This is a genomic window from Arthrobacter sp. G119Y2, from assembly GCF_038069765.1.
Classification (GTDB): domain Bacteria; phylum Actinomycetota; class Actinomycetes; order Actinomycetales; family Micrococcaceae; genus Arthrobacter_B.
Genome location: NZ_JBBPFS010000003.1, coordinates 433,616 through 452,103 on the forward strand (window position 1 = coordinate 433,616; position 18,488 = coordinate 452,103).

Annotated in this window: 17 protein-coding genes; 8 read left to right on the forward strand and 9 right to left on the reverse strand. The window is 63.6% G+C overall.

Going from position 1 to position 18,488, the window contains the following annotated elements; genetic code table 11:
* Positions 1–34: 34 nt before the first annotated feature.
* Both WKB88_RS08640 and WKB88_RS08645 read left to right on the forward strand, forming a co-directional pair.
* Complete coding sequence (locus WKB88_RS08640; RefSeq protein ID WP_341394121.1) at positions 35–1,504, forward strand: glutamate--cysteine ligase; 1,470 nt, start codon at positions 35–37, stop codon at positions 1,502–1,504.
* Positions 1,505–1,688: 184 nt separating this feature from the next.
* A complete protein-coding gene (locus WKB88_RS08645; RefSeq protein ID WP_445818890.1) occupies positions 1,689–2,252 on the forward strand; it encodes an Hsp20/alpha crystallin family protein in 564 nt (187 codons plus the stop codon).
* Between the two features lie 121 nt (positions 2,253–2,373).
* Here WKB88_RS08645 and WKB88_RS08650 read toward each other — a convergent pair whose 3' ends face one another.
* The 3 genes from WKB88_RS08650 to WKB88_RS08660 form a co-directional block, all read right to left on the reverse strand.
* Positions 2,374–3,594, reverse strand: a complete 1,221-nt coding sequence (locus tag WKB88_RS08650) for an NADP-dependent isocitrate dehydrogenase (protein WP_341394122.1) — start codon at positions 3,592–3,594, stop codon at positions 2,374–2,376.
* Between the two features lie 174 nt (positions 3,595–3,768).
* Positions 3,769–5,382, reverse strand: a complete 1,614-nt coding sequence (gene purH / locus WKB88_RS08655) for a bifunctional phosphoribosylaminoimidazolecarboxamide formyltransferase/IMP cyclohydrolase (protein WP_341394123.1) — start codon at positions 5,380–5,382, stop codon at positions 3,769–3,771.
* Between the two features lie 119 nt (positions 5,383–5,501).
* Positions 5,502–7,073, reverse strand: coding sequence for an HNH endonuclease (locus WKB88_RS08660; protein ID WP_341394124.1), 1,572 nt, complete (start codon positions 7,071–7,073; stop codon positions 5,502–5,504).
* 530 nt (positions 7,074–7,603) lie between these two features.
* Between WKB88_RS08660 and WKB88_RS08665 the strand changes: the two genes are divergently transcribed.
* Positions 7,604–8,956: an MFS transporter gene (locus WKB88_RS08665; RefSeq protein WP_341394125.1), complete on the forward strand. Its 1,353-nt coding sequence runs from the start codon at positions 7,604–7,606 to the stop codon at positions 8,954–8,956.
* 1 nt (position 8,957) lies between these two features.
* Here WKB88_RS08665 and purN read toward each other — a convergent pair whose 3' ends face one another.
* Positions 8,958–9,536, reverse strand: coding sequence for a phosphoribosylglycinamide formyltransferase (gene purN, locus WKB88_RS08670; RefSeq protein ID WP_341394126.1), 579 nt, complete (start codon positions 9,534–9,536; stop codon positions 8,958–8,960).
* A gap of 39 nt (positions 9,537–9,575) precedes the next feature.
* Between purN and WKB88_RS08675 the strand changes: the two genes are divergently transcribed.
* Positions 9,576–10,013, forward strand: a complete 438-nt coding sequence (locus WKB88_RS08675; protein WP_341394127.1) for a hypothetical protein — start codon at positions 9,576–9,578, stop codon at positions 10,011–10,013.
* A 24-nt stretch (positions 10,014–10,037) separates the two neighbouring features.
* On the opposite strand, the gene WKB88_RS08680 is transcribed toward WKB88_RS08675, so the two are convergent.
* Positions 10,038–11,321 (reverse strand): cell division protein PerM, encoded by a 1,284-nt coding sequence (locus tag WKB88_RS08680; RefSeq protein WP_341394128.1) that lies wholly within the window; start codon positions 11,319–11,321, stop codon positions 10,038–10,040.
* A 150-nt stretch (positions 11,322–11,471) separates the two neighbouring features.
* Positions 11,472–12,224 (reverse strand): sulfite exporter TauE/SafE family protein, encoded by a 753-nt coding sequence (locus WKB88_RS08685; RefSeq protein WP_341394129.1) that lies wholly within the window; start codon positions 12,222–12,224, stop codon positions 11,472–11,474.
* Between the two features lie 22 nt (positions 12,225–12,246).
* Here WKB88_RS08685 and WKB88_RS08690 point away from each other — a divergent pair, with 22 nt between their 5' ends.
* The 3 genes from WKB88_RS08690 to WKB88_RS08700 are packed head-to-tail and all read left to right on the forward strand — an operon-like array spanning position 12,247 to position 14,292.
* The gene (locus WKB88_RS08690) at positions 12,247–12,882 is read left to right on the forward strand and encodes a DUF1684 domain-containing protein (RefSeq protein ID WP_341394130.1); all 636 of its coding nucleotides are present in this window, start codon (positions 12,247–12,249) and stop codon (positions 12,880–12,882) included.
* 42 nt (positions 12,883–12,924) lie between these two features.
* Positions 12,925–13,482 (forward strand): GNAT family N-acetyltransferase, encoded by a 558-nt coding sequence (locus WKB88_RS08695; protein WP_341394131.1) that lies wholly within the window; start codon positions 12,925–12,927, stop codon positions 13,480–13,482.
* Positions 13,483–13,494: 12 nt separating this feature from the next.
* Positions 13,495–14,292, forward strand: coding sequence for an MSMEG_6728 family protein (locus WKB88_RS08700; protein WP_341394132.1), 798 nt, complete (start codon positions 13,495–13,497; stop codon positions 14,290–14,292).
* Here WKB88_RS08700 and WKB88_RS08705 read toward each other — a convergent pair.
* From WKB88_RS08705 to WKB88_RS08715, 3 genes are all read right to left on the reverse strand, one after another.
* Positions 14,289–15,185, reverse strand: coding sequence for a PKD domain-containing protein (locus WKB88_RS08705; protein ID WP_341394133.1), 897 nt, complete (start codon positions 15,183–15,185; stop codon positions 14,289–14,291). The two genes, WKB88_RS08700 and WKB88_RS08705, sit on opposite strands and share 4 nt — an antisense overlap.
* A 9-nt stretch (positions 15,186–15,194) precedes the next feature.
* Positions 15,195–15,908 carry a DUF6318 family protein gene (locus WKB88_RS08710; RefSeq protein WP_341394134.1) on the reverse strand — a complete coding sequence of 238 codons (714 nt, stop codon included), beginning with the start codon at positions 15,906–15,908 and terminating at the stop codon, positions 15,195–15,197.
* Between the two features lie 128 nt (positions 15,909–16,036).
* Positions 16,037–16,684 carry a hypothetical protein gene (locus WKB88_RS08715; RefSeq protein ID WP_341394135.1) on the reverse strand — a complete coding sequence of 216 codons (648 nt, stop codon included), beginning with the start codon at positions 16,682–16,684 and terminating at the stop codon, positions 16,037–16,039.
* A gap of 229 nt (positions 16,685–16,913) precedes the next feature.
* Here WKB88_RS08715 and WKB88_RS08720 point away from each other — a divergent pair, with 229 nt between their 5' ends.
* The gene (locus WKB88_RS08720; RefSeq protein WP_445818891.1) at positions 16,914–18,482 is read left to right on the forward strand and encodes a stealth family protein; all 1,569 of its coding nucleotides are present in this window, start codon (positions 16,914–16,916) and stop codon (positions 18,480–18,482) included.
* The last annotated feature ends 6 nt before the right edge of the window (positions 18,483–18,488 follow it).

An 18,488-nucleotide genomic window follows, 5' to 3' on the forward strand; every position in this document is an offset into this window, starting at 1 on the left:
TACATCCTTCGGCCCCCATGGTTATGTTCGAACAATGGGCGCCGAAGTGAACAGCAAAACCTACAGCCGCGAGCAGCGCACGCGTTACCGCCAGCGACTGCTCGAGAACCTCGACCGCTTTGCCGGATATCTGTCCACCGCGCAGTTCGCCGACACCTCCAGCATCGGGCTTGAGTTGGAGCTGAACCTCACCAATCAGGATTTTGCTCCTGCGCTCCGGAATACTGCAGTTCTGGAGGAGATCGCGGACCCGGCCTTCCAGACCGAAATTGGTGCCTTCAACATCGAGATGAACCACCCGGCGCTGTCCATCAAGGGGTCCGGCCTGAGGGGCCTTGAAGATTCCCTCCGGTTTCAACTGAACCGGGCAGATACGCGGGCCGCTGAGGTGAAGACGGAGATTCTGATGGTCGGGATCCTGCCGACCCTCCAGCCTGCGGTGCTCGAGGACAAGGAATGGCTGAGCGCGGGCAAGCGCTATGCGGCCTTGAACACGTCGGTTCTCCAGGCCCGCGGTGAAGATGTGCACGTGGACCTGCGGGGTACGGAGCCGTTGTCCTTTTACGCAAAGAACATTGCCCCTGAGGCTGCCTGCACCTCCGTGCAGCTTCATTTGGAGGTCAGCCCGGAAGATTTCGCCCCGGCCTGGAACGCCGCCCAGATCATTGCCGCTCCCCAGGTGGCCCTTGCCGCTAACTCCCCCGTCTTCCTGGAACATATTCTGTGGCACGAAACCCGCATCGAGCTTTTTAAGCAGGCCATCGATACCCGCCCTCCCGAGATGAGGAACCAGGGGGTGCGGCCCCGCGTGTGGTTTGGCGAACGGTGGATCACCTCGATTTTTGACCTGTTTGAGGAAAACGTCCGCTACTTCCCGGCGCTCCTGCCGGAACTGTCACGCAGCAGCGGAGGCTCAACGGCCGCCGGGGCCCCCCTGCTCCCGGAACTGAGGCTGCACAACGGAACGGTCTACCGGTGGAACCGCCCCATATATGACCCCGGCGAGCACACCCCCAATCTGCGCCTGGAAAACCGGATCCTTCCGGCCGGCCCCACCGTTCTTGATGTCGTTTCCAATGCCGCCTTCTTTTACGGCCTGGTCCAGCACCTCCGCACCGCGGACCGGCCGCTGTGGAGCCGGCTGGCCTTCAAGAGTGCGGCTGACAACTTCCTGGCCTGCGCACGGTCGGGGCTGGAGGCAACCGTCTATTGGCCGGGCATTGGCGAAACCCCTGTCGCCGAACTGATCATCCGGCACCTGATTCCGAAGGCGGCTTCCGGGCTCCGGGAGCTGGGCGTCGACGACAACCTGATCGGCCGGTATCTCGATGTCATCAGGGAACGGGCACGCACCGAACAAAACGGAGCATCCTGGCAAATTGCCTACCTGCGCAGGCTTGAGCGCCAAGGCCTGGACCGCAGGCCCGCACTGGCGGAAATGACCCGCCGGTACTGGGAAAACATGCACACCAACGCCCCCGTCCATGAGTGGCCGGTGGACTGAGCCGGACCTGCCGGGAAAGTTTTGCTGCCCGCGGCACGAAAACCGTTCCGGTTCTGGCACTCCCCCATGGAGAGTGCTAATCTAATTTCATTCTTGAGCCGATGAGACTCAAGTTATCGACCCTTCTGAAGTTCCGAATATCGATTCGCCTGCCGTGCAGGTGGGCGTAAGGAGTTGATGACAGATGGCCATGAAGTTTGATCCATTCCGCGAACTCGACCGTATGGCAGGAGCCCTGCTGGATCCGCGGCAGCGGCTGCGGTTGATGCCCATTGACCTCTACCGAGAGGGCGACCACTACATCCTGAATGCCGATCTGCCCGGCATTGACCCGGGTTCCGTCGATGTGGATGTGGACGGCCAGCTGCTGACCATCCGGGCAGAACGCACCATCCAGGCCTCCGACGGCGTTACCTGGCTAACCCGGGAACGCGAATCCGGTTCGTTCCTGCGCCAGCTGAACCTCGGCCAGGGGATTGATATTGAGGGTATTTCCGCCAAGTACGAGAACGGCGTCCTCAGCGTTCTGATTCCGGTCAGCGAAAGGGCGAAGCCCCGCAAGATCGAGGTGTCTTCCTCCTACAAGGATTCGAACACCATCAGCGGCCAGTCCAGCTCGGAATCGGTAAGCTCGTCGGCTTCGAGCAGCTCCGGCTCCATGGAGTCCGGTTCCGGTTCCGGTTCTTCAGGGTCGGGCTCCGGCTCTTCCGGCTCGGGCTCTTCGGGCGACCAGGGCTCCGGCATCTAGGGACCCCGGCGACTCCCGGAGCTAGCGAACGGAGCTAGCGACCGCCGGCACCAACGACGACGGCGGCGCCCCACCCGTGAAGGTGAGGCGCCGCCGTCGTCGTGCGTTGAAGCGTCCGGACTTAGCCCAGGCGGGTCTTCAAGTTGGCATCGAGCTCAGCGAGGAATTCCTCGGTGGTCAGGTATGCCTGGTCCGGGCCGACCAGGGCCGCGAGGTCCTTGGTCATCTTGCCGGACTCGACCGTCTTGATGACAACATCTTCGAGGGTCTCCGCGAAGTTGATGACCTCGGGGGTGTTGTCCAGCTTGCCGCGGTGCATCAGGCCACGGGTCCACGCGAAGATCGAGGCGATCGGGTTCGTGGAGGTGGGCTTGCCCTGCTGGTGCTGGCGGTAGTGGCGCGTGACCGTACCGTGCGCTGCTTCGGCCTCAACGGTCTTGCCGTCGGGGGTCATCAGCACGGAGGTCATCAGGCCCAGCGAGCCGAAGCCCTGTGCCACGGTGTCGGACTGGACGTCGCCGTCGTAGTTCTTGCAGGCCCAGACGTAGCCGCCTTCCCACTTCATCGCGGAGGCAACCATGTCATCAATCAGGCGGTGCTCGTAGGTGAGGCCGGCTGCTTCGAACTGGTCCTTGAACTCGGCGTCGAAGACTTCCTGGAACAGGTCCTTGAACTGGCCGTCATAGGCCTTCAGGATCGTGTTCTTGGTGGAGAGGTACACCGGGTAGTTCCGCTGCAGGCCGTAGGCGAAGGACGCCCGGGCGAAGTCGCGGATGGAGTCGTTGAAGTTGTACATACCCATGGCCACGCCGCCGTCGTCACCGTACGTGACAACCTGGGTCTTGATTTCTTCCCCGCCGTCCTTGGGGGTGTAGGTCAGCGTCAGGGTGCCCGCACCGGGGACCTTGAAGTTGGTGGCCTTGTACTGGTCGCCGTGTGCGTGGCGGCCGATGATGATCGGCTTGTTCCAGCCCGGGACCAGGCGCGGGATGTTGGAAATGATGATCGGTTCGCGGAAGACGACGCCGCCGAGGATGTTGCGGATGGTCCCGTTCGGGGAAACCCACATCTTCTTCAGGCCGAATTCTTCAACACGTGCCTCATCCGGAGTGATGGTGGCGCACTTGACGCCCACGCCGTGTTCCTTGATGGCGTTGGCAGCGTCGATGGTGACCTGGTCATCAGTGGCATCGCGGTTCTGGATGGAGAGGTCGTAGTACTTCAGGTCTACGTCCAGGTACGGGTTGATCAGGCGGTCCTTGATGAACTGCCAGATGATGCGGGTCATCTCGTCGCCGTCGAGTTCTACAACAGAACCCACAACCTTGATTTTGTCAGCCACACGATCTCCTTGTGTGTTGGTGGGCACCGGAGCATGACTTGTGGCATGACGGAGCCCGTCTTTTTGGTCTGTATTTGTGTCCAACTATGCCACAGCCCACTAGAGGCGCCCTAAACTCCGGGACCGCAGATTACTCCGGCGGTCCCGCAGCCAGGCCGCGGACGGGGCCGTGTTCTAGTGGAAGAAGTGCCGGGCGCCGGTGAAGTACATGGTCACGCCCGCAGCGTTTGCGGCTTCGATAACTTCGTTGTCGCGGATGGATCCGCCGGGCTGGACGACGGCGCGGACTCCCGCGTCAATCAGGATCTGCAGTCCGTCTGCGAAGGGGAAAAATGCGTCGGAGGCAGCAACGGAACCGCGGGCTCGTTCGTCGTCCGGGCCGCCGAGGGTGTTGGCCCGTTCTACGGCGAGGCGGCAGGAATCCACCCGGTTGACCTGGCCCATGCCCACTCCCACCGAGGCGCCGTTCTTAGCCAGAAGGATGGCGTTGGACTTGGCAGCGCGGACTGCGGTCCAGGCGAAGGCCAGATCGGACAGCGTTGCGTCATCAGCTGCGGGGCCGGACACGAGCGTCCAGTTCTCGGGGCTGTCTCCCTCTGCCTGCATCTTGTCTGACTTTTGGATCAGCATGCCTCCGGAGACCTGCCGGAACTCGGCTGCATTGCGGCCGTAGCCCTCGGGCAGGGTCAGCAGGCGGATGTTCTTCTTCGCGGAGAGCATCTCCACAGCTTCAGGATCGAAATCGGGGGCAATGACAACCTCGGTGAAGATGTCCCGGACCGTTGCGGCCATTCCGGCGGTGACGGTTCGGTTGGCTGCGATGACGCCGCCGAAAGCGGAGACCGGATCACAGGCGTGGGCTTTCGCATGGGCATCTGCGATGGGGTCGGCTGCATCCGGGGAAGCGACCGCAACACCGCAGGGATTTGCATGCTTCACGACGGCGACGGCCGGCTCATCGAAGTCGAAGGCGGCGCGCAGCGCGGCGTCCGCGTCCACGTAGTTGTTGTAGGACATGGCCTTGCCGTGCAGCTGGTCTGCCTGGGCAACTCCGGGCAGGGCGCTCTTGTCCACGTAGAGGGCAGCGTCCTGGTGCGGGTTTTCGCCGTAGCGCAGGACCTCCGACCGCTCCAGCGCCAGGCCGGTGTAGGCGGGCCAGCTGGTGCCTTCCGCGGTTCCGTCACCGAACTGCTCCGCGGTCCAGGCAGCTACGGCGTTGTCATAGGCTGCCGTGGAGGCGAACGCTTCAGCGGCCAGGCGGCGTCGCTGGCTGAGGTCAAATCCGCCCTCTGCCGCTGCCGTCACGACGTCGGAATACTTCTCCGGGTCCACTACGACGGCGACCGAGGGGTGGTTCTTAGCTGCGGCCCGGACCATTGACGGTCCCCCGATGTCGATCTGCTCGACAACCTCGTCCTGGCTGGCTCCGGACTTTACCGTCTGCACAAACGGGTAGAGGTTCACGACCACCAGGTCGAAGGGCTCAATTTCCATCTCTTCCAGCTGCGTCACGTGGTCTTCGCGGCGCCGGTCGGCAAGGATTCCAGCGTGAATGCGGGGGTGCAGCGTCTTGACCCGGCCGTCGAGGCATTCCGCGAATCCGGTGACGTCGGCAACCTCGGTGACCTCAACGCCGGCCGCAGCGATCTGCTTGGCGGTGGAGCCGGTGGATACGATGCTCACTCCGGCTGCGGCCAGGCCCTGCGCAAGTTCCGTCAGTCCCGTCTTGTCGTAGACCGAGATCAGGGCCCGGCGGATAGGAACACGGTTCAGCGGCTGTGAGCTCACGCAAATCTCCAAAATCAGGGGGTGTCGGTGGCTACAGTTTAGGTCACACACCCGTAGCGGGCAGAGTGTGAAGCGCTGACCGGGACCAGCTGCCGTAATACCGTTTTCCCGGCTGGAAGTTACTGGCTCTGGACCGGCAGCTTCGGTGCAGTGGAGCGGTAGGTGTGTCCGGTGGGTGTCCTGGTGAGAACCGTGTGCCGTTCCGGCGGCGGTGTCCAGGCAGCGGCAACTTCAACGCGTGCTTCCCAGCCTGGTGCTTCCTTGGCCTGGTTGCAGGCCTGGCACAGGCCCTGGATGTTCTCCGCGCTGGTGGGCCCGCCTTCGCGGACGGGCTGAACGTGGTCGTAGTGTCGGATGGGTGCTCCGCACCACGGGGTCCGGCAAACCTGGTCCCGTGCGGCGATCAGCCGGGCCAGGCCGCGGGGTACCAGCCGGGCCCGGGAATCCATCGCGGTGAGCTGTCCGGTGTCCGGTGTGACGTAGAGGCGGCGGAGCCAGACTTCGGTGCGCGGATCCGGGCGGGCCGGAGGCATACCCCAACAGGCGCCGGTACTGCCGGTGCTGCCGGTACTGTCAGGTGATCTATCCGGATGATCCGGCTCTGCTTCCGCTGGGTCGGGTCCGCGGATCAAGTCCCTGGCCCACTGCGCCGGAACGATCCCGTAACCGGCCAGAATCGCCGGCTCCGCCCCGTCCGGAACAAAGGAGCCTGCGGCTTCCACTGACTCTCGGTCCCGGCGTTGCCCCTGTTCCTGCTCGCGTTCCTGTTCCTGCTCGCGTTCCTGTTGCTGCGCCTTTTCCTGGTGCCGTTCCTGTTTCCGCTGGGCCTTGTCCTTCTGCGGCAGGATTCCGTCTTCCGGCGGCAGGATTCCGTGCAGCAGAGCCTGATCCGTCATGATCAGCTGCACTTCAACCCGGACATCCTCCGCCCGAGCCTGCCCGGTGGTGCGTTCCACGAACGTATCGGCCATGATCTGACCCTTCGACCGGGGGTCCCCGGTTGCGCGGAGCCTGTCCGCTTCCCGCGTCAAAGCCGCATACGCGCCCACTCCCTGGGATACCGGCAGCAGGGCCGTCACCCAGGTCATGGTGTCCGGTGCAGGCCGGCAGGACACAAACCGCTCCGTCACCGCATGCGCGGCACGTTTCACCACCGCATGCGGATCCAGACCGTAGGACAGGGACTTGATCCTCGCGATCAGCTGCCGGTCCCCGAGCTGCTCAAACTCACCCGGATCCCCGGCCACCAGCTCATCTACCTTTTGCCGGTCGGCCAGGGACAGGCAGGCGGTTTCCCGGACCAGGATCGTGGCCCGCCACTCACTGATCACCCCGAGGGTCAGGGCGTGCAGGGTATGGGGCATTTCCGTGGTCAGGATCCGGGCCAGGCCCAGCAGCTTCGCCCCGTTGTGCGGGGATTCCCTCCGGGCCAGGGCGATCTGCGCGGCAACACCCTTCCCCAGCTGATCAGCCTTCAGCCCGGCAGCGGCCTGGGCGGTGCGGATGGAAGCATCAAAGGCAGCCGCGGCACGGGCCTGCGCAGCCGTGATGACATTCTTGAGGTCCTCCAGAGCACGGATCTCATCGATCAGCCGCACCCGCTCCGCCGCCTCCAGCGCCGCATGGTTCCCTGCCGGGTCTGAAGCTTCCAGCAGCCCGGGCGCTGCCTCCCGGTCCCTGCCCCCATCCAAGGTCCTGCCACTATCCTTCGAACCCGATCCGCCCCTACTCTTGGACCCAGGCAGAGACCCGTGCACAGCAGTAGGACGAGGCAGCCTGCTGCCGTCCGCGGAACTTGTCGAGTAGTACATAGCTTCTATTTTAGTGATTCAGACCACTGTTTTCGGGCAATCGACCTACTGGTCATTTACTCGAAGATCCTGGGCACTGGCCCAGGTACAGAGCCGCTGACACGAAGAGTCAGGCACAGGATCTCGAAACGTGGACCGCCGGCTTGTGCCTCCCGGATCCGCCGGGACCACCGGCTTGCGCCTCCCTGTCCCTCATCTGCGCGTGAGGGCCGGCGTCCACCACGGCCGTCGTCCGCCGTCGGGCAACGTCCTCGTCTCTTTGACCGAACGTCAGCTGCTCCACGACACCGACAGTTGCCGGCACAACGCCGTGCTTTCCCGGATCGTCCGTTCGCCGTTATACAGTTTCCTCGGACCGGCCGCCGAGGGCCGTACCCGCATCCACCACCCCGCGGAAGGCCACTCTCCCGATGACAACCACTGACACCCTGCCTACCGGCGACCAGGTGGTCCAGGACCTGCCCTGGAAGTGGAAGGTTCAGGGACGCATCTTCATCATTGGCGGTCTGGGATTCATGTTCGATGCCTGGGATGTCACCCTGAACGGCGTCCTGATTCCGCTCCTATCCAAGCACTGGGCGCTGGAGCCCGCACAGGCCGCATGGATTGGTACAGCAAACCTGCTGGGCATGGCCATTGGAGCGTTCGTCTGGGGCTCGATCGCCGATGCCATCGGCCGCAAAAAGGCCTTCAGCGCCACACTGCTGATCTTTTCCATTTTTACGGTTCTGGGGGCCTTCTCCCCCGACATCGTCTGGTTCTGCATCTTCCGCTTCATGGCCGGCTTCGGCTTGGGCGGATGTGTGCCGGTCGACTACGCACTGGTGGGTGAATTCACGCCACGGAAACAGCGGGGCAGGGTACTCACCGCCATGGACGGCTGGTGGCCGGTCGGCGCTGCGTTGTGCGGAGCGACGTCGGCACTGATCATGGCGACGTTCGCCGACTGGCGGTACACCATGCTGATCATGGTGCTGCCGGCGCTGCTGGTGTTCTGGGTCCGCCGGTCAGTCCCAGAATCACCGCTGTTCCTGGTCCGCAAGGGACGCACGGCGGAGGCGGAAACAGTCATCAACGACCTGATTAAACGCACCGGTTCCGATGTCACCCAGTGGCGGTTACCGGCTCCGGAGGCGGCGGCCAGATTCTCCATGGGAGCCGTCGCTGCCCAGCTGACAGATCTATGGCGGTACAGCTGGAAAATCACAGTGGCTGCTTGGTCGCTCTTTTTCACCATCCTGCTGGTCTATTACTTGGCCCTGACCTGGATGCCGAAGATCCTCGTGGACGCAGGCTTCAAGGAGTACGCGGCCTTCCTGACCACCTCGGGCATGGCCGCCGTCGGGCTACTGGGAGTTGTTGCGGCAGCGCTGCTGGTGGAACGCGTGGGGCGCAAATGGATTCTGGCGGTGACCGGACCGCTTTCGGCAGTCATACTGATCATCGTCGCCCTGGTCCTTGATGTTCCCGCAGCTGCCACTGCGTGGCTCCTGGCCTACGGATTTGTGGTGCAGGTAGCCATCCCGGTGCTCTACGCGTACGTGTCCGAGCTGTATCCCACGGAACTTCGCGGCAGCGGATTCGGCTGGGCGTCGACGGTCTCGCGGGTTGGCGCCGGGCTCGGGCCGCTGATCTTTGTGTCAGTCATGTGGCCCTATTTGGGGTTGCCGCTCTCGTTCGCGCTGGCCGGTGCCCTGGTGGTCCTGGCCGTGATCTGGATGCTGCGGTTTGCGCCGGAGACAAAGGGCGCGGCGCTGGACTGAGCTAGGAAACCGGAAGACCCTCGGCGCTGATCCGGTCCAGGGTCTCCAGCAGCAGCCGCCGCTCCTGGATCTTGATCCGCTCGTGCAGCGTCTCCTCCGTGTCAGTGTCCAGCACCTCCACGGCGACCTGGGCCAGGATGGGGCCGGTGTCCACACCGGCGTCGGCAATGTGCACGGTGCAGCCAGTGACCTTCACCCCGTAGGCCAGCGCGTCACGGACACCGTGCGCGCCGGGGAACGAGGGAAGCAGCGCCGGATGGGTGTTGAGGTAGCGGCCCTCGAACGTGTTGATGAAGTGCTCGTCGACGATGCGCATGAAGCCGGAAGACAGCACAACGTCAGGGTGATACGAGGCCACCTTTTCGGTGAGTGCACGATTCCAGTCGGAGCGCAGGTTGTACGCCCGGAAGTCCACAACGAAGGTCTCATAACCTGCATCCGCGGCGCGCTGCACGCCGTAAGTGCCGGGACGGTCGGCCCCTACCGCAGCGATTTCGACGTCGAGCGTCCCCTCCGCCACTGCGTCCAGGACAGCCTGAAGGTTGGAACCGGTGCCGGACACGAGAACAACAATGCGCATGCGTCAACCTTAGGCTCAGGCGTCCCCTAGGGTTAAACCATGAACAACGACGGCCGTACCCCTGATCAGATTCCTTCGCCGTTGCAGCCGGCACCGCAAAAGACGCCGGCTACAGACGAGCAGAAGCAGAGTGCGCGCGGCTACCTTCGGATTTTTGTGGCTCTCGTTATTGCCGTGCTGCTCACTTCCGGACTGGCGTTGCCGTGGAAGCTCGTGCCGCTCGCGCTGGCGCTTGCCGCCGTCGTCGTCGGAATTCTGACCCTCGTCAAGGTGGTGCGCCACGGCATCGGCCCGGCCCAAATGTTCATCACCACCCTGGGGCTGGCGGCGTCCGTGGTGATGACCCTTGGCCTCGGCCTCGCCGTTGCCACCTGGGACAACACGGAAAAGCTGGAAAACTGCATGGGCAGGGCGCTGACCATGCAGGCGCAGGACGAGTGCCAGTCGGAGTTCACCAGCGGACTCCTGCCGCGCTAACCGCGGACCGTCAGGCCCGCGCCGTCAGCGCTCCTCGCGTTCCAGCCAGGGCGCGACGGCGTAGCCGATGACGACGCCGACGGCCACCTCAGCGGCAATCCAGAGCCCCGTCCACAGCGGGTCTGCGCCCAGCTCGACAAAGCGGCCGATCCCTGCGGAACCCCCGGTAATGAGAACCACGGCCGCGGCCAGGATGCCGGAAACCAGGCCCACAAAAACGCCCAGCAGCAGGGTGGAAACCGGTGCGGTGAACCAGCGGGCCCTGATCTTCAGGGACAGCCATTCGTCGAAGTGGTTCTCTCCTTCGCGCAGGAACCACCAGCCGGCAAGCATGCCTGCCACCACCGGCAGCATCAGCGCGGCGATGGCGTATTCCATGCCGCCCGCCGGCAGGGCAGCCAGTACCGGGACGGCCGGCAGCGGGCCGACGGTCGTTTCCATGGGGCTGATGAGGCTTCCGGTTCCGAGTGCGAAGCCGGCGCCCGATGTCCAGCCCAGGGCCCAGCCGAGGAAGTTCGGCATCAGCCCGAGCTCCACGACGGTCAGCACCGCTCCGCCGATGAGCCCGGCGTCCAGGTGCTGGTAGACAGTAACGATTTCGGCCCAGCTCATAACCAGCGCGGCAGTGAGAAGCAGGGCGGAAAACCCCAGGGCGGCGGTGATACCGACGGCCCCGGCGCGGATTACCGCCCAGACGTAGGAACCGGCCCAGCGTGAGTGCTGGCTGGTACGGGAGATCCAATCCGTCAGATCCACGCCGATCAGACGTACCCAGGATCCGGCCTCGCGCCGGGCGCCGATCACCAGGCCCAGCCCTGCCGCAATGAGCGGTATCAGAGCTCCCGCCGTCACTGAGATGCTGACGTCGTCGTTGGCGGAGAAATAGGCGGCCGCCCCGCCGAGAACGGCATAGGTACCCAGCGCCCCCAGCAGTGCCTGCCAGAGCTGGTCCGTATAGGAAGCCTTCGCCAGCCGCCGTCCTGCCCGCCAGGACAGGAAGAACGGGATGAGCGTCAGGCCCAGCGGAAACAGGCTGAGCAGCCCCGTGCTCTCGGCGGGCCCCACGGCTCCGGCGGGGAAGGTCAGGGTCAGCGGCACACCGTGAATCAGGAGCCAGCCCTGCCCGCCCAGCCGGGCCAGCGATGCGAAGTCACGGTCGGTGAAGCCGTCGGCAAACCAGACGCCGATCAGCGGCAGGAATATCAGCAGGGCGGAGAGGACTGCAGCTTGGCCGAGTTCGACCACTCCCTGCAGCCACAGGGGCATGGGTAGGACACCCGGGGATTTCGGGCGGGTAAAGAGTTTCATCTTCTCTATCGTCCCATTCGCCGCGGCGCGGACGGTTCAGGAGGGGCCGTGTCGGTTCAGCCGCGCAGACTGCGGGCGATGTCGACAGCGTGAGTGAGGGCGGCGCCGGCTCAGCCAGCGACTGCCCGGCTCAGGCCGCGAATGCCCGGCTCAGGCCGCGAGGTCGAAAATGCCCTTGGCCAGCGCCGCTGCCGCTCCGAAGAAGGCAAAGATGACGACGGCGGCACGGGCCTGATCATCGCGGATAAAGCGCTGAAGCTTCTCCCCCGCGTAGATGCCGCCAACGATCATGAGGGCGATCAGTGCCCACGCCCAGACGTCGAACGGCGGCATCTGTCCGGGGTCCAGCGACAATTTGGCGGTCAGGGTAACAATGGCGATCGTGACGAAGAACGGCTGGAGGGTGGCCGCGAACGGGCGCTGCGGCCACCGGGCCATGAGTGCATAGGCACTTACCGACGGCCCGCCCACACCCGCAACTGCGTTGGTGACACCGGAAATGAAGCCGGCCACAGCCTTGGGTCCGTTGCCGGTCACCGTCACCGAGGTGCGCTGCATCAGCAGCGAAACGGTCAGCGCCACCAGGACAATGCCGCCCACAACCACTGCCATCGGGGCGGACGGCAGATACACCGCCGCAGCTGAAGCGGGAATGCTGCCGAACACCGCCGGGATGGCCAGCCATCGGTACATCTTCCAGTCGATGTCCTTCCAGACGCGCAGCATGATCAGCGACGAGGACACCAGCCCGCACACGTTCACCATCAGCACTCCGCCGTGTGATCCAAGAAGGATCACCAGGAACGGGGAAATGAGCAGGGCGAAGCCGAGGCCCGCTATCCGCTGTGCAATGGCACCAATGAAGATTGCCACGAGTACGACGATGAGGAGTCCGGTAGTCACCCGAACACACTACGCTGAACCCATGGTCTCTCCCGTCACGGTCCTCCAGACAGCGGATTGGCGCCGTCGCGTCTTCGGCCTGTATGCGCAGGTGAGGCTCACCTCGCAGGAGGTGTCGCCGTCGTACGCCCACGAGCTGTGGCGCGCTGAACGGGACAAGCTCTTCGCCGAACATCCGGCGTCCCCTTTGAAGGCGCACGCCCGCGAACGTTTCCACGGCCTGCGGATCGGCGCCTACGATCCGGATCTGCGCTGCGACGCATTGATTGACGACGACGGCGCGGGCCAGGAGATGAACGTAGCCACCGGAACCGACGGGGTGGTGCCGTTTGTCCGGCTGGGGACGGTGGACGCCGACGGCGTGGGCCGGCTCGCCGTGTGGCGCCTGGCCACCTACGGGGGCGGAATTTTCCTGCCGGTGCGCGACGGGATGTCCGGCGCCGACGGCGGAAGCTACGGCGGCGGCCGGTACCTGCTGGACACGATCAAGGGTGCAGACCTCGGTCCCGGTGCCGCCCCCGGGAGCCTGGTCCTGGATTTCAACTTTTTGTACAACCCGTCGTGCGCTTATGACGAAGCCTGGGCGTGTCCGCTTCCCGGGCCGGACAACCGGACGGACGTGCACCTGCGGGTTGGGGAGATGTATGCCGAGTATTAGCGGGCTGGTTTTTCTGTCCGCCGCCGTGCCTAGGCTGGATCCGTGACCGTTTCCGTCTCTCCTGCTCGCCCCGAGGATGCCGCAGAGCTGGCTGCGCTGGCGGCCCTGACGTTTCCACTGGCCTGCCCTCCGGCGGTCACCCCTGAGGACAGTGACGCTTTTGTTGCCGCGAATCTCTCGAAAGAGGCCTTCGAGGCCTACCTGGCTGATCCGTCGATAAGGGTGCTGGTGATCCGGGAGGGCGGACATATCCGGGGATATGCGCTGCTGGTTTTCCTGCCCCCGGCGGATCCGGAAGTGGTTGCCGCCTTACAGACGGTTCCGGGACCGGCAGCCGAACTGTCCAAGTGTTACGTCCACCCCGCCGCCCACGGCTCCGGTTTGGCCGCGGCCCTAATGGAAGCGGCAAGGGAAACGGCCGCAGCGGAGGGATTCCGCTCGCTCTGGCTGGGAGTGAATGATCTGAACGTCCGCGCCCAGACCTTCTACCGCAAGTCCGGCTTTACGAAGGTTGGCCGGCGCAGCTTCGACGTTGGCCCGCATACCTTCCGCGACTTCATTCTCGCCGCGCCCCTGGCCAGAACCACGGGCCGCGAATGACACACTGATCCTGTGCAAACGTTTCTGCCGTACGACAGCTTCAGCCGCAGCGCGACCGTCCTGGATCAGGCCCGGCTCGGCAAGCAGCGGGTGGAGACGCTACAGGTGCTCCGCGCCCTGGTCATCCCGGACTACGGCTGGCAGAGCCATCCGGCGATGAAAATGTGGATGGGGTATGTGCCTGCGCTGACGGCCTACGGGCTCGCCATGACCCGGGAATGGGTTGCCCGCGGCCATGCAGACACGGTTCTGGAACAGATTCTCGAGTTCGCTCCTGCGGCTGCGCACGACGACGTCGCTCTGCCGCCGTGGTTCGGCGACGCGGACTTTCACGAGAGCCACCGGTCGAACCTGATTACAAAGTCACCCGAGGTGTACGGGCCGCTCTTTCCGGAAACCCGCGGCGGACTGCCCTATATATGGCCCGAGCCGGAGAATCCCGAACTTCCTTCCGAACCCGAGGGTGATGCCCTCTGGGTTGCCCGGCCTGCAACAGGTGCCTCCAATGAAGCTGAAATTGTGTTGCCGATGCTGTCGGCGAAGGGAACCCCTATTTCCGGCAAGAAGGGCCGGCAATTGGCACGGTTTCTGGAGGACATGGACGACGGCGATGATGTCCTTCTGCTGGGCCCGGACCGCCATGCACTGCGCATCGGGACGGTGGGACCGGTGCGACTAACGAACGACACCGCGACGCGCTCCGTGGCGGTGACCGGGGAGATGGCCAGGTCCGATTTCGACTATCCGGCACGGCTGCAGGATCCGCGGACGCTATTCCGGGTCCCACGGCCCGGAACACCGAACTTCTAGCAGCCGAAGCCGGCTGGGTTCACGAGGCAATCGTCAGCCACACTCCGCGATTCGGCTTCCCAAACGCTAACAGTCTGCGTCGGCGGAAAGGCCAGGGCCCGCCCGTCAATGGGTATCATCGGGCCGCCGTTGATCGAGTAACGGCCGGAAAAGTAGACGGCAACGGATACGAAATAATCGCCGGGTTCCTCGTAAACATGGCTTGTTTCCGTGGCTTCCCCGACATGGTCCTCCGGAAGCGGTCCACCCGGCTGGGACGAAGGCCCGTATATCGTTCCGTCTCCGTAATTCCATTCATACTCAGTAGGCCGCACCTCAATACGGATGGTCTGCCCCAACAACGTCATGTCGAATGTCTGCTCATGTGCCTCGGCATACAGGTTCGTGGGCATATTGACTAGGGAGAAAGGGCTTGGCTGCAGGGTGAACTGGCCGGGATCGATCGGCGCCGTCTGAAATTCAGTGAGGACCAGTCCGACGAGCTCGGCGGCGACTTCGTCAGGATCTGAAGTGTAGATACAGGTGGGAGTGTCTCCGTATCTGGCCCAGGTCTCGCGAGGAGTTGCCTTCAAGCCGCTGTACCACCACACGTACTGTCCGTCCGGTGCAGCATCACACTCCACGGGCTGACCGGCCAAGCAATCGATGTCGCCGTTCTCCTCATCGAAGCAGACCGGGCGGTAGTAAAAGCCAAACAGGCTTTCGGGTGTCCCCACGTTAACAGGGACGATGTTGCCTGTAGCTGGGTCTTTCTGACGAATGACCCCCTTTACGCCCCCAGGCATATAATTTCCTTCTCCATCCACTGCGGCGTAAGCGGGAATAACTAAAGTTCCATTGATTGCAATTAACAACATGGCTATAGAAACAGCTCGTAAATCAAATTTACGCACCTTACGCGCTCACAATTCTATGGTTTCAAGGGTTACGACGTACCAACCGGCGGTCGGCGTAAAGACAGCTTCCATCAGCTGAACGCCTGGCGTACTATTTCCAGTATTGCTCCCTAAATACCCCTCCGGGCCGTAGTAATGCACTTCATCCTGCAAGATAAGCGTTGTCGCTTGATAAGCTCCTTCATCGGTAATAACAAAGTTCGAACTGACATCCTGTACGTGCAATTGAGCTCCAAGCATCCAGTCATCATCTGCATATCCATTACCTAGGACACGGTAATAACTTATGCAACTGAAACAGGTTTCAGCACTTACGGCACGGATGGGTTCTGGGTCCCCGGTTTCATACCCGTAATTGGCCAGCGCATACCAGTACTCTGCGAAAGCTATGAGCCCCTCTTTGGATTCTTGCTTGGCCAGTTCCGGCATTACCGGCAGGGGAACGTTTTCGGCAGGACCCTCAGCAGAAGCCGGCTTGTATGCAGCAGTCGGCGTCGGTGTTGATGTTGATGTCGGAGAAGCAGACGCTGATGCGCCAGCACCGGCACTGCCACTGGGTGCAGCGCTGCTGGTACCCCCCTCTGCTGCCTCAGCACCAGGATCACCATCAGAACCGGAGCACCCGCCCAACACTAGAACAGCAGCCAGACCCAAGGCACCAAGGCGGCCGCCCCTCCGGGCAGCGGAAAAGTCTGCAGAGAGAAAACCAGTACGGAACATGTGAAGAACCCCCAGGGCAAAATGGTGCGGGACTGTGAGTGACGCCAATAGTACGCAGGCTGGGGCACAGCATACGGAGTTATCCACAGCTCACCAGAGAAACGCGGAAACATCCTGCTGGAAGGAGCTCAGCGTGTATCCCGCAAAGACACCAGCATCCGCTTCACGTCGCGGAATTCCGCAGAGTCCGCATAGGCCGCAGCACCATCGAGATAGGACTGCCCGGACGCAACTTCCTCCGAGGGGTACTCCCCGGCGAAACGCCCGCCGCTGGACTCCGTGAAGGTGAAGAAATCAAAGAGACCGCACTGGCCGCGGTCTCCTGTATCAGTAATAACCGCATACGTGGCGACCGGCTCCCCGCGGTTCGGTGAGGACGGCGCGATAGAGCGGTAAACGAACCGCTGCTCGGTGCCCTGCTCCGAGTCCAGTTCCGGCATGGGTTCAGTGTCATATTCCGTGTATCCGACTGCTTCATCCGGTTCCTCGCAGATGAGGTCGATAATGAGACCGGTATCCAAACGCGCAACCATGTCTCCCCCGGCGTCGTTCACCTGGACGGAAACTCCGCCCGCCGGATCGTTGGCGAGGGCGGGCTTCTCCTGAATGGTCCAGTCGGCCCGGTGTTCAAACACGAGGGAACCATCCGGCGTCGTGTAGGAAACCCAGGCTGCCGGAGCACTCGAGGTTTCGCCGGTGTCCGAGGGACCGGCACAGGATGACATACTGAGCACAAGCAGCGTCGCCGCCGCCAGCGTGGTGTTACGGTATCTCACATCAGCTCCCGGAGATGTCCGCGCTAGCACCCAATGCTACTCAGCAGCGGCACCCGAGCCCAGAGCATCCGGTTTATCCGGGACGCGCCCGGCACATCCGGTCCGCACCTGCGAAAACCAGCACCACTATGTGCAGAGCCGCACGAGCCGCGCTCTTCCGCCGCGGCCGCCGGCCCCGCACGCGAACTTATTGGAGGTTCCGATTACAGATATAGCCGCAGAACACGATGTGTATTTCGGTACTCCCGAGCCCGTTCATGAGAGTGAAGACCTCCAGACCGCATCCCTGGCCGTCATCGAGCGGGTGGAGCACCGGCCGGACGTCGTCAAGGTCAAGGGCCGCCTGACCCTGATGGACACCGGCCTGACCCCGAACCAGGCCATGGTCGAGGACCTGCTGTTTGTCCGCAAGGTCCTGGACGACGCCGGCATTGCCTACCTCCTCGTCCGCGGAAATGACCAGCGCCCGGTCATCGCCATAGACCTCGTGCACCGCACAGACCTTCGCCGGGCCATGGTCGAGGCCTGCCGCGAAGAGCCGTTTTATGCCCGCAGCGTGGACACCAAAAAGACCCGAACCCTGCTGATCGCGGACGGTGAGCTCTCACCGGCTGAATCGTCCCGGATCATCCGGGTCTTCCGCCCGCGCGCCGTCAGCGGCACCAACCTGACGTTCGGCCCCTCCGCCGGTGTGCAGCTGGAACTGTGGGACCTCAGCGGCCCCGAAATCACGCTGCCCGTGGAAAACTCCCTGACCCGCCGCACGCTGCCGGCCAATGAAGTGGTCCGCGGCACGGTGGAGAAGCACGGTCTGACCTGGCCGACCATCGAGAACATGTTTGCCGACCACGCCACGGACATCGACTTCGACGTCGACCTCGTCTTCTCCTGGGTAGACGGCAGCTCGGCCGAATACCAAGCCGCCCGGGCCGCCCGGATGAAGGACGCCGTAGTGGGCGAAGGCGATGACCACGAGGCACGCTTCCGCCACATCAACGAGCTCAAGTACGCCCTGCGTTCCGTCTACATGTTCGCCCCGTGGATCCGCCGGATCTTCATCGCCACGGACTCGGACCGCCCGGACTGGCTGGCCGATCACCCCTCGGTGACCTTCGTCCGCGCAGAGCAGCACTTCAGGGACCCCTCGGTGCTGCCCACGCACAATTCGCAGGCAGTCGAAGCCCAGCTCCAGCACATCCCCGGCCTGGCGGAACACTTCCTGTATTCCAATGACGACATGTTCTTCGGCAGGCCGGTGGGCCCGGACCTGTTCTTCTCCCCCGGCGGCATCACCAAGTTCATCGAGGCCAGCACCCGGATTGGCCTCGGCGCCAACGATCCCGAGCGCAGCGGCTTCGAAAACGCCGCCCGCGTGAACCGCAGGCTGCTCTGGGAACGGTTCGGCCGGATTACCACGCGGCATCTGGAACACACGGCGGCGCCGCTGCGCCGGAGCGTGCTTTTGGAGATGGAGAATGAGTTCCCGAACGAATTTGCCGCTACGGCGGCGAGCCGGTTCCGTGCCAAGGACAATATCTCGGTCACCAATTCGCTGTACCACTACTACGCGCTGCTCACCGGGCGGGCCGTAACGCAGGAAACCGCCAAGGTGAAGTATGTGGACACCACGTCCTACGCCGGCCTGAAGTCGATGGACAAGCTGCTGGCCAAGCGCAACATGGACCTGTTCTGCCTCAATGACGGAAGCTTCCCGGAAGTCCCGGCAGAAGAACGCGCCGAACGCGTTACGGATTTCCTCGAGAAGTTCTTCCCGATCAAGGCGCCCTGGGAAATGTAGGCGGCA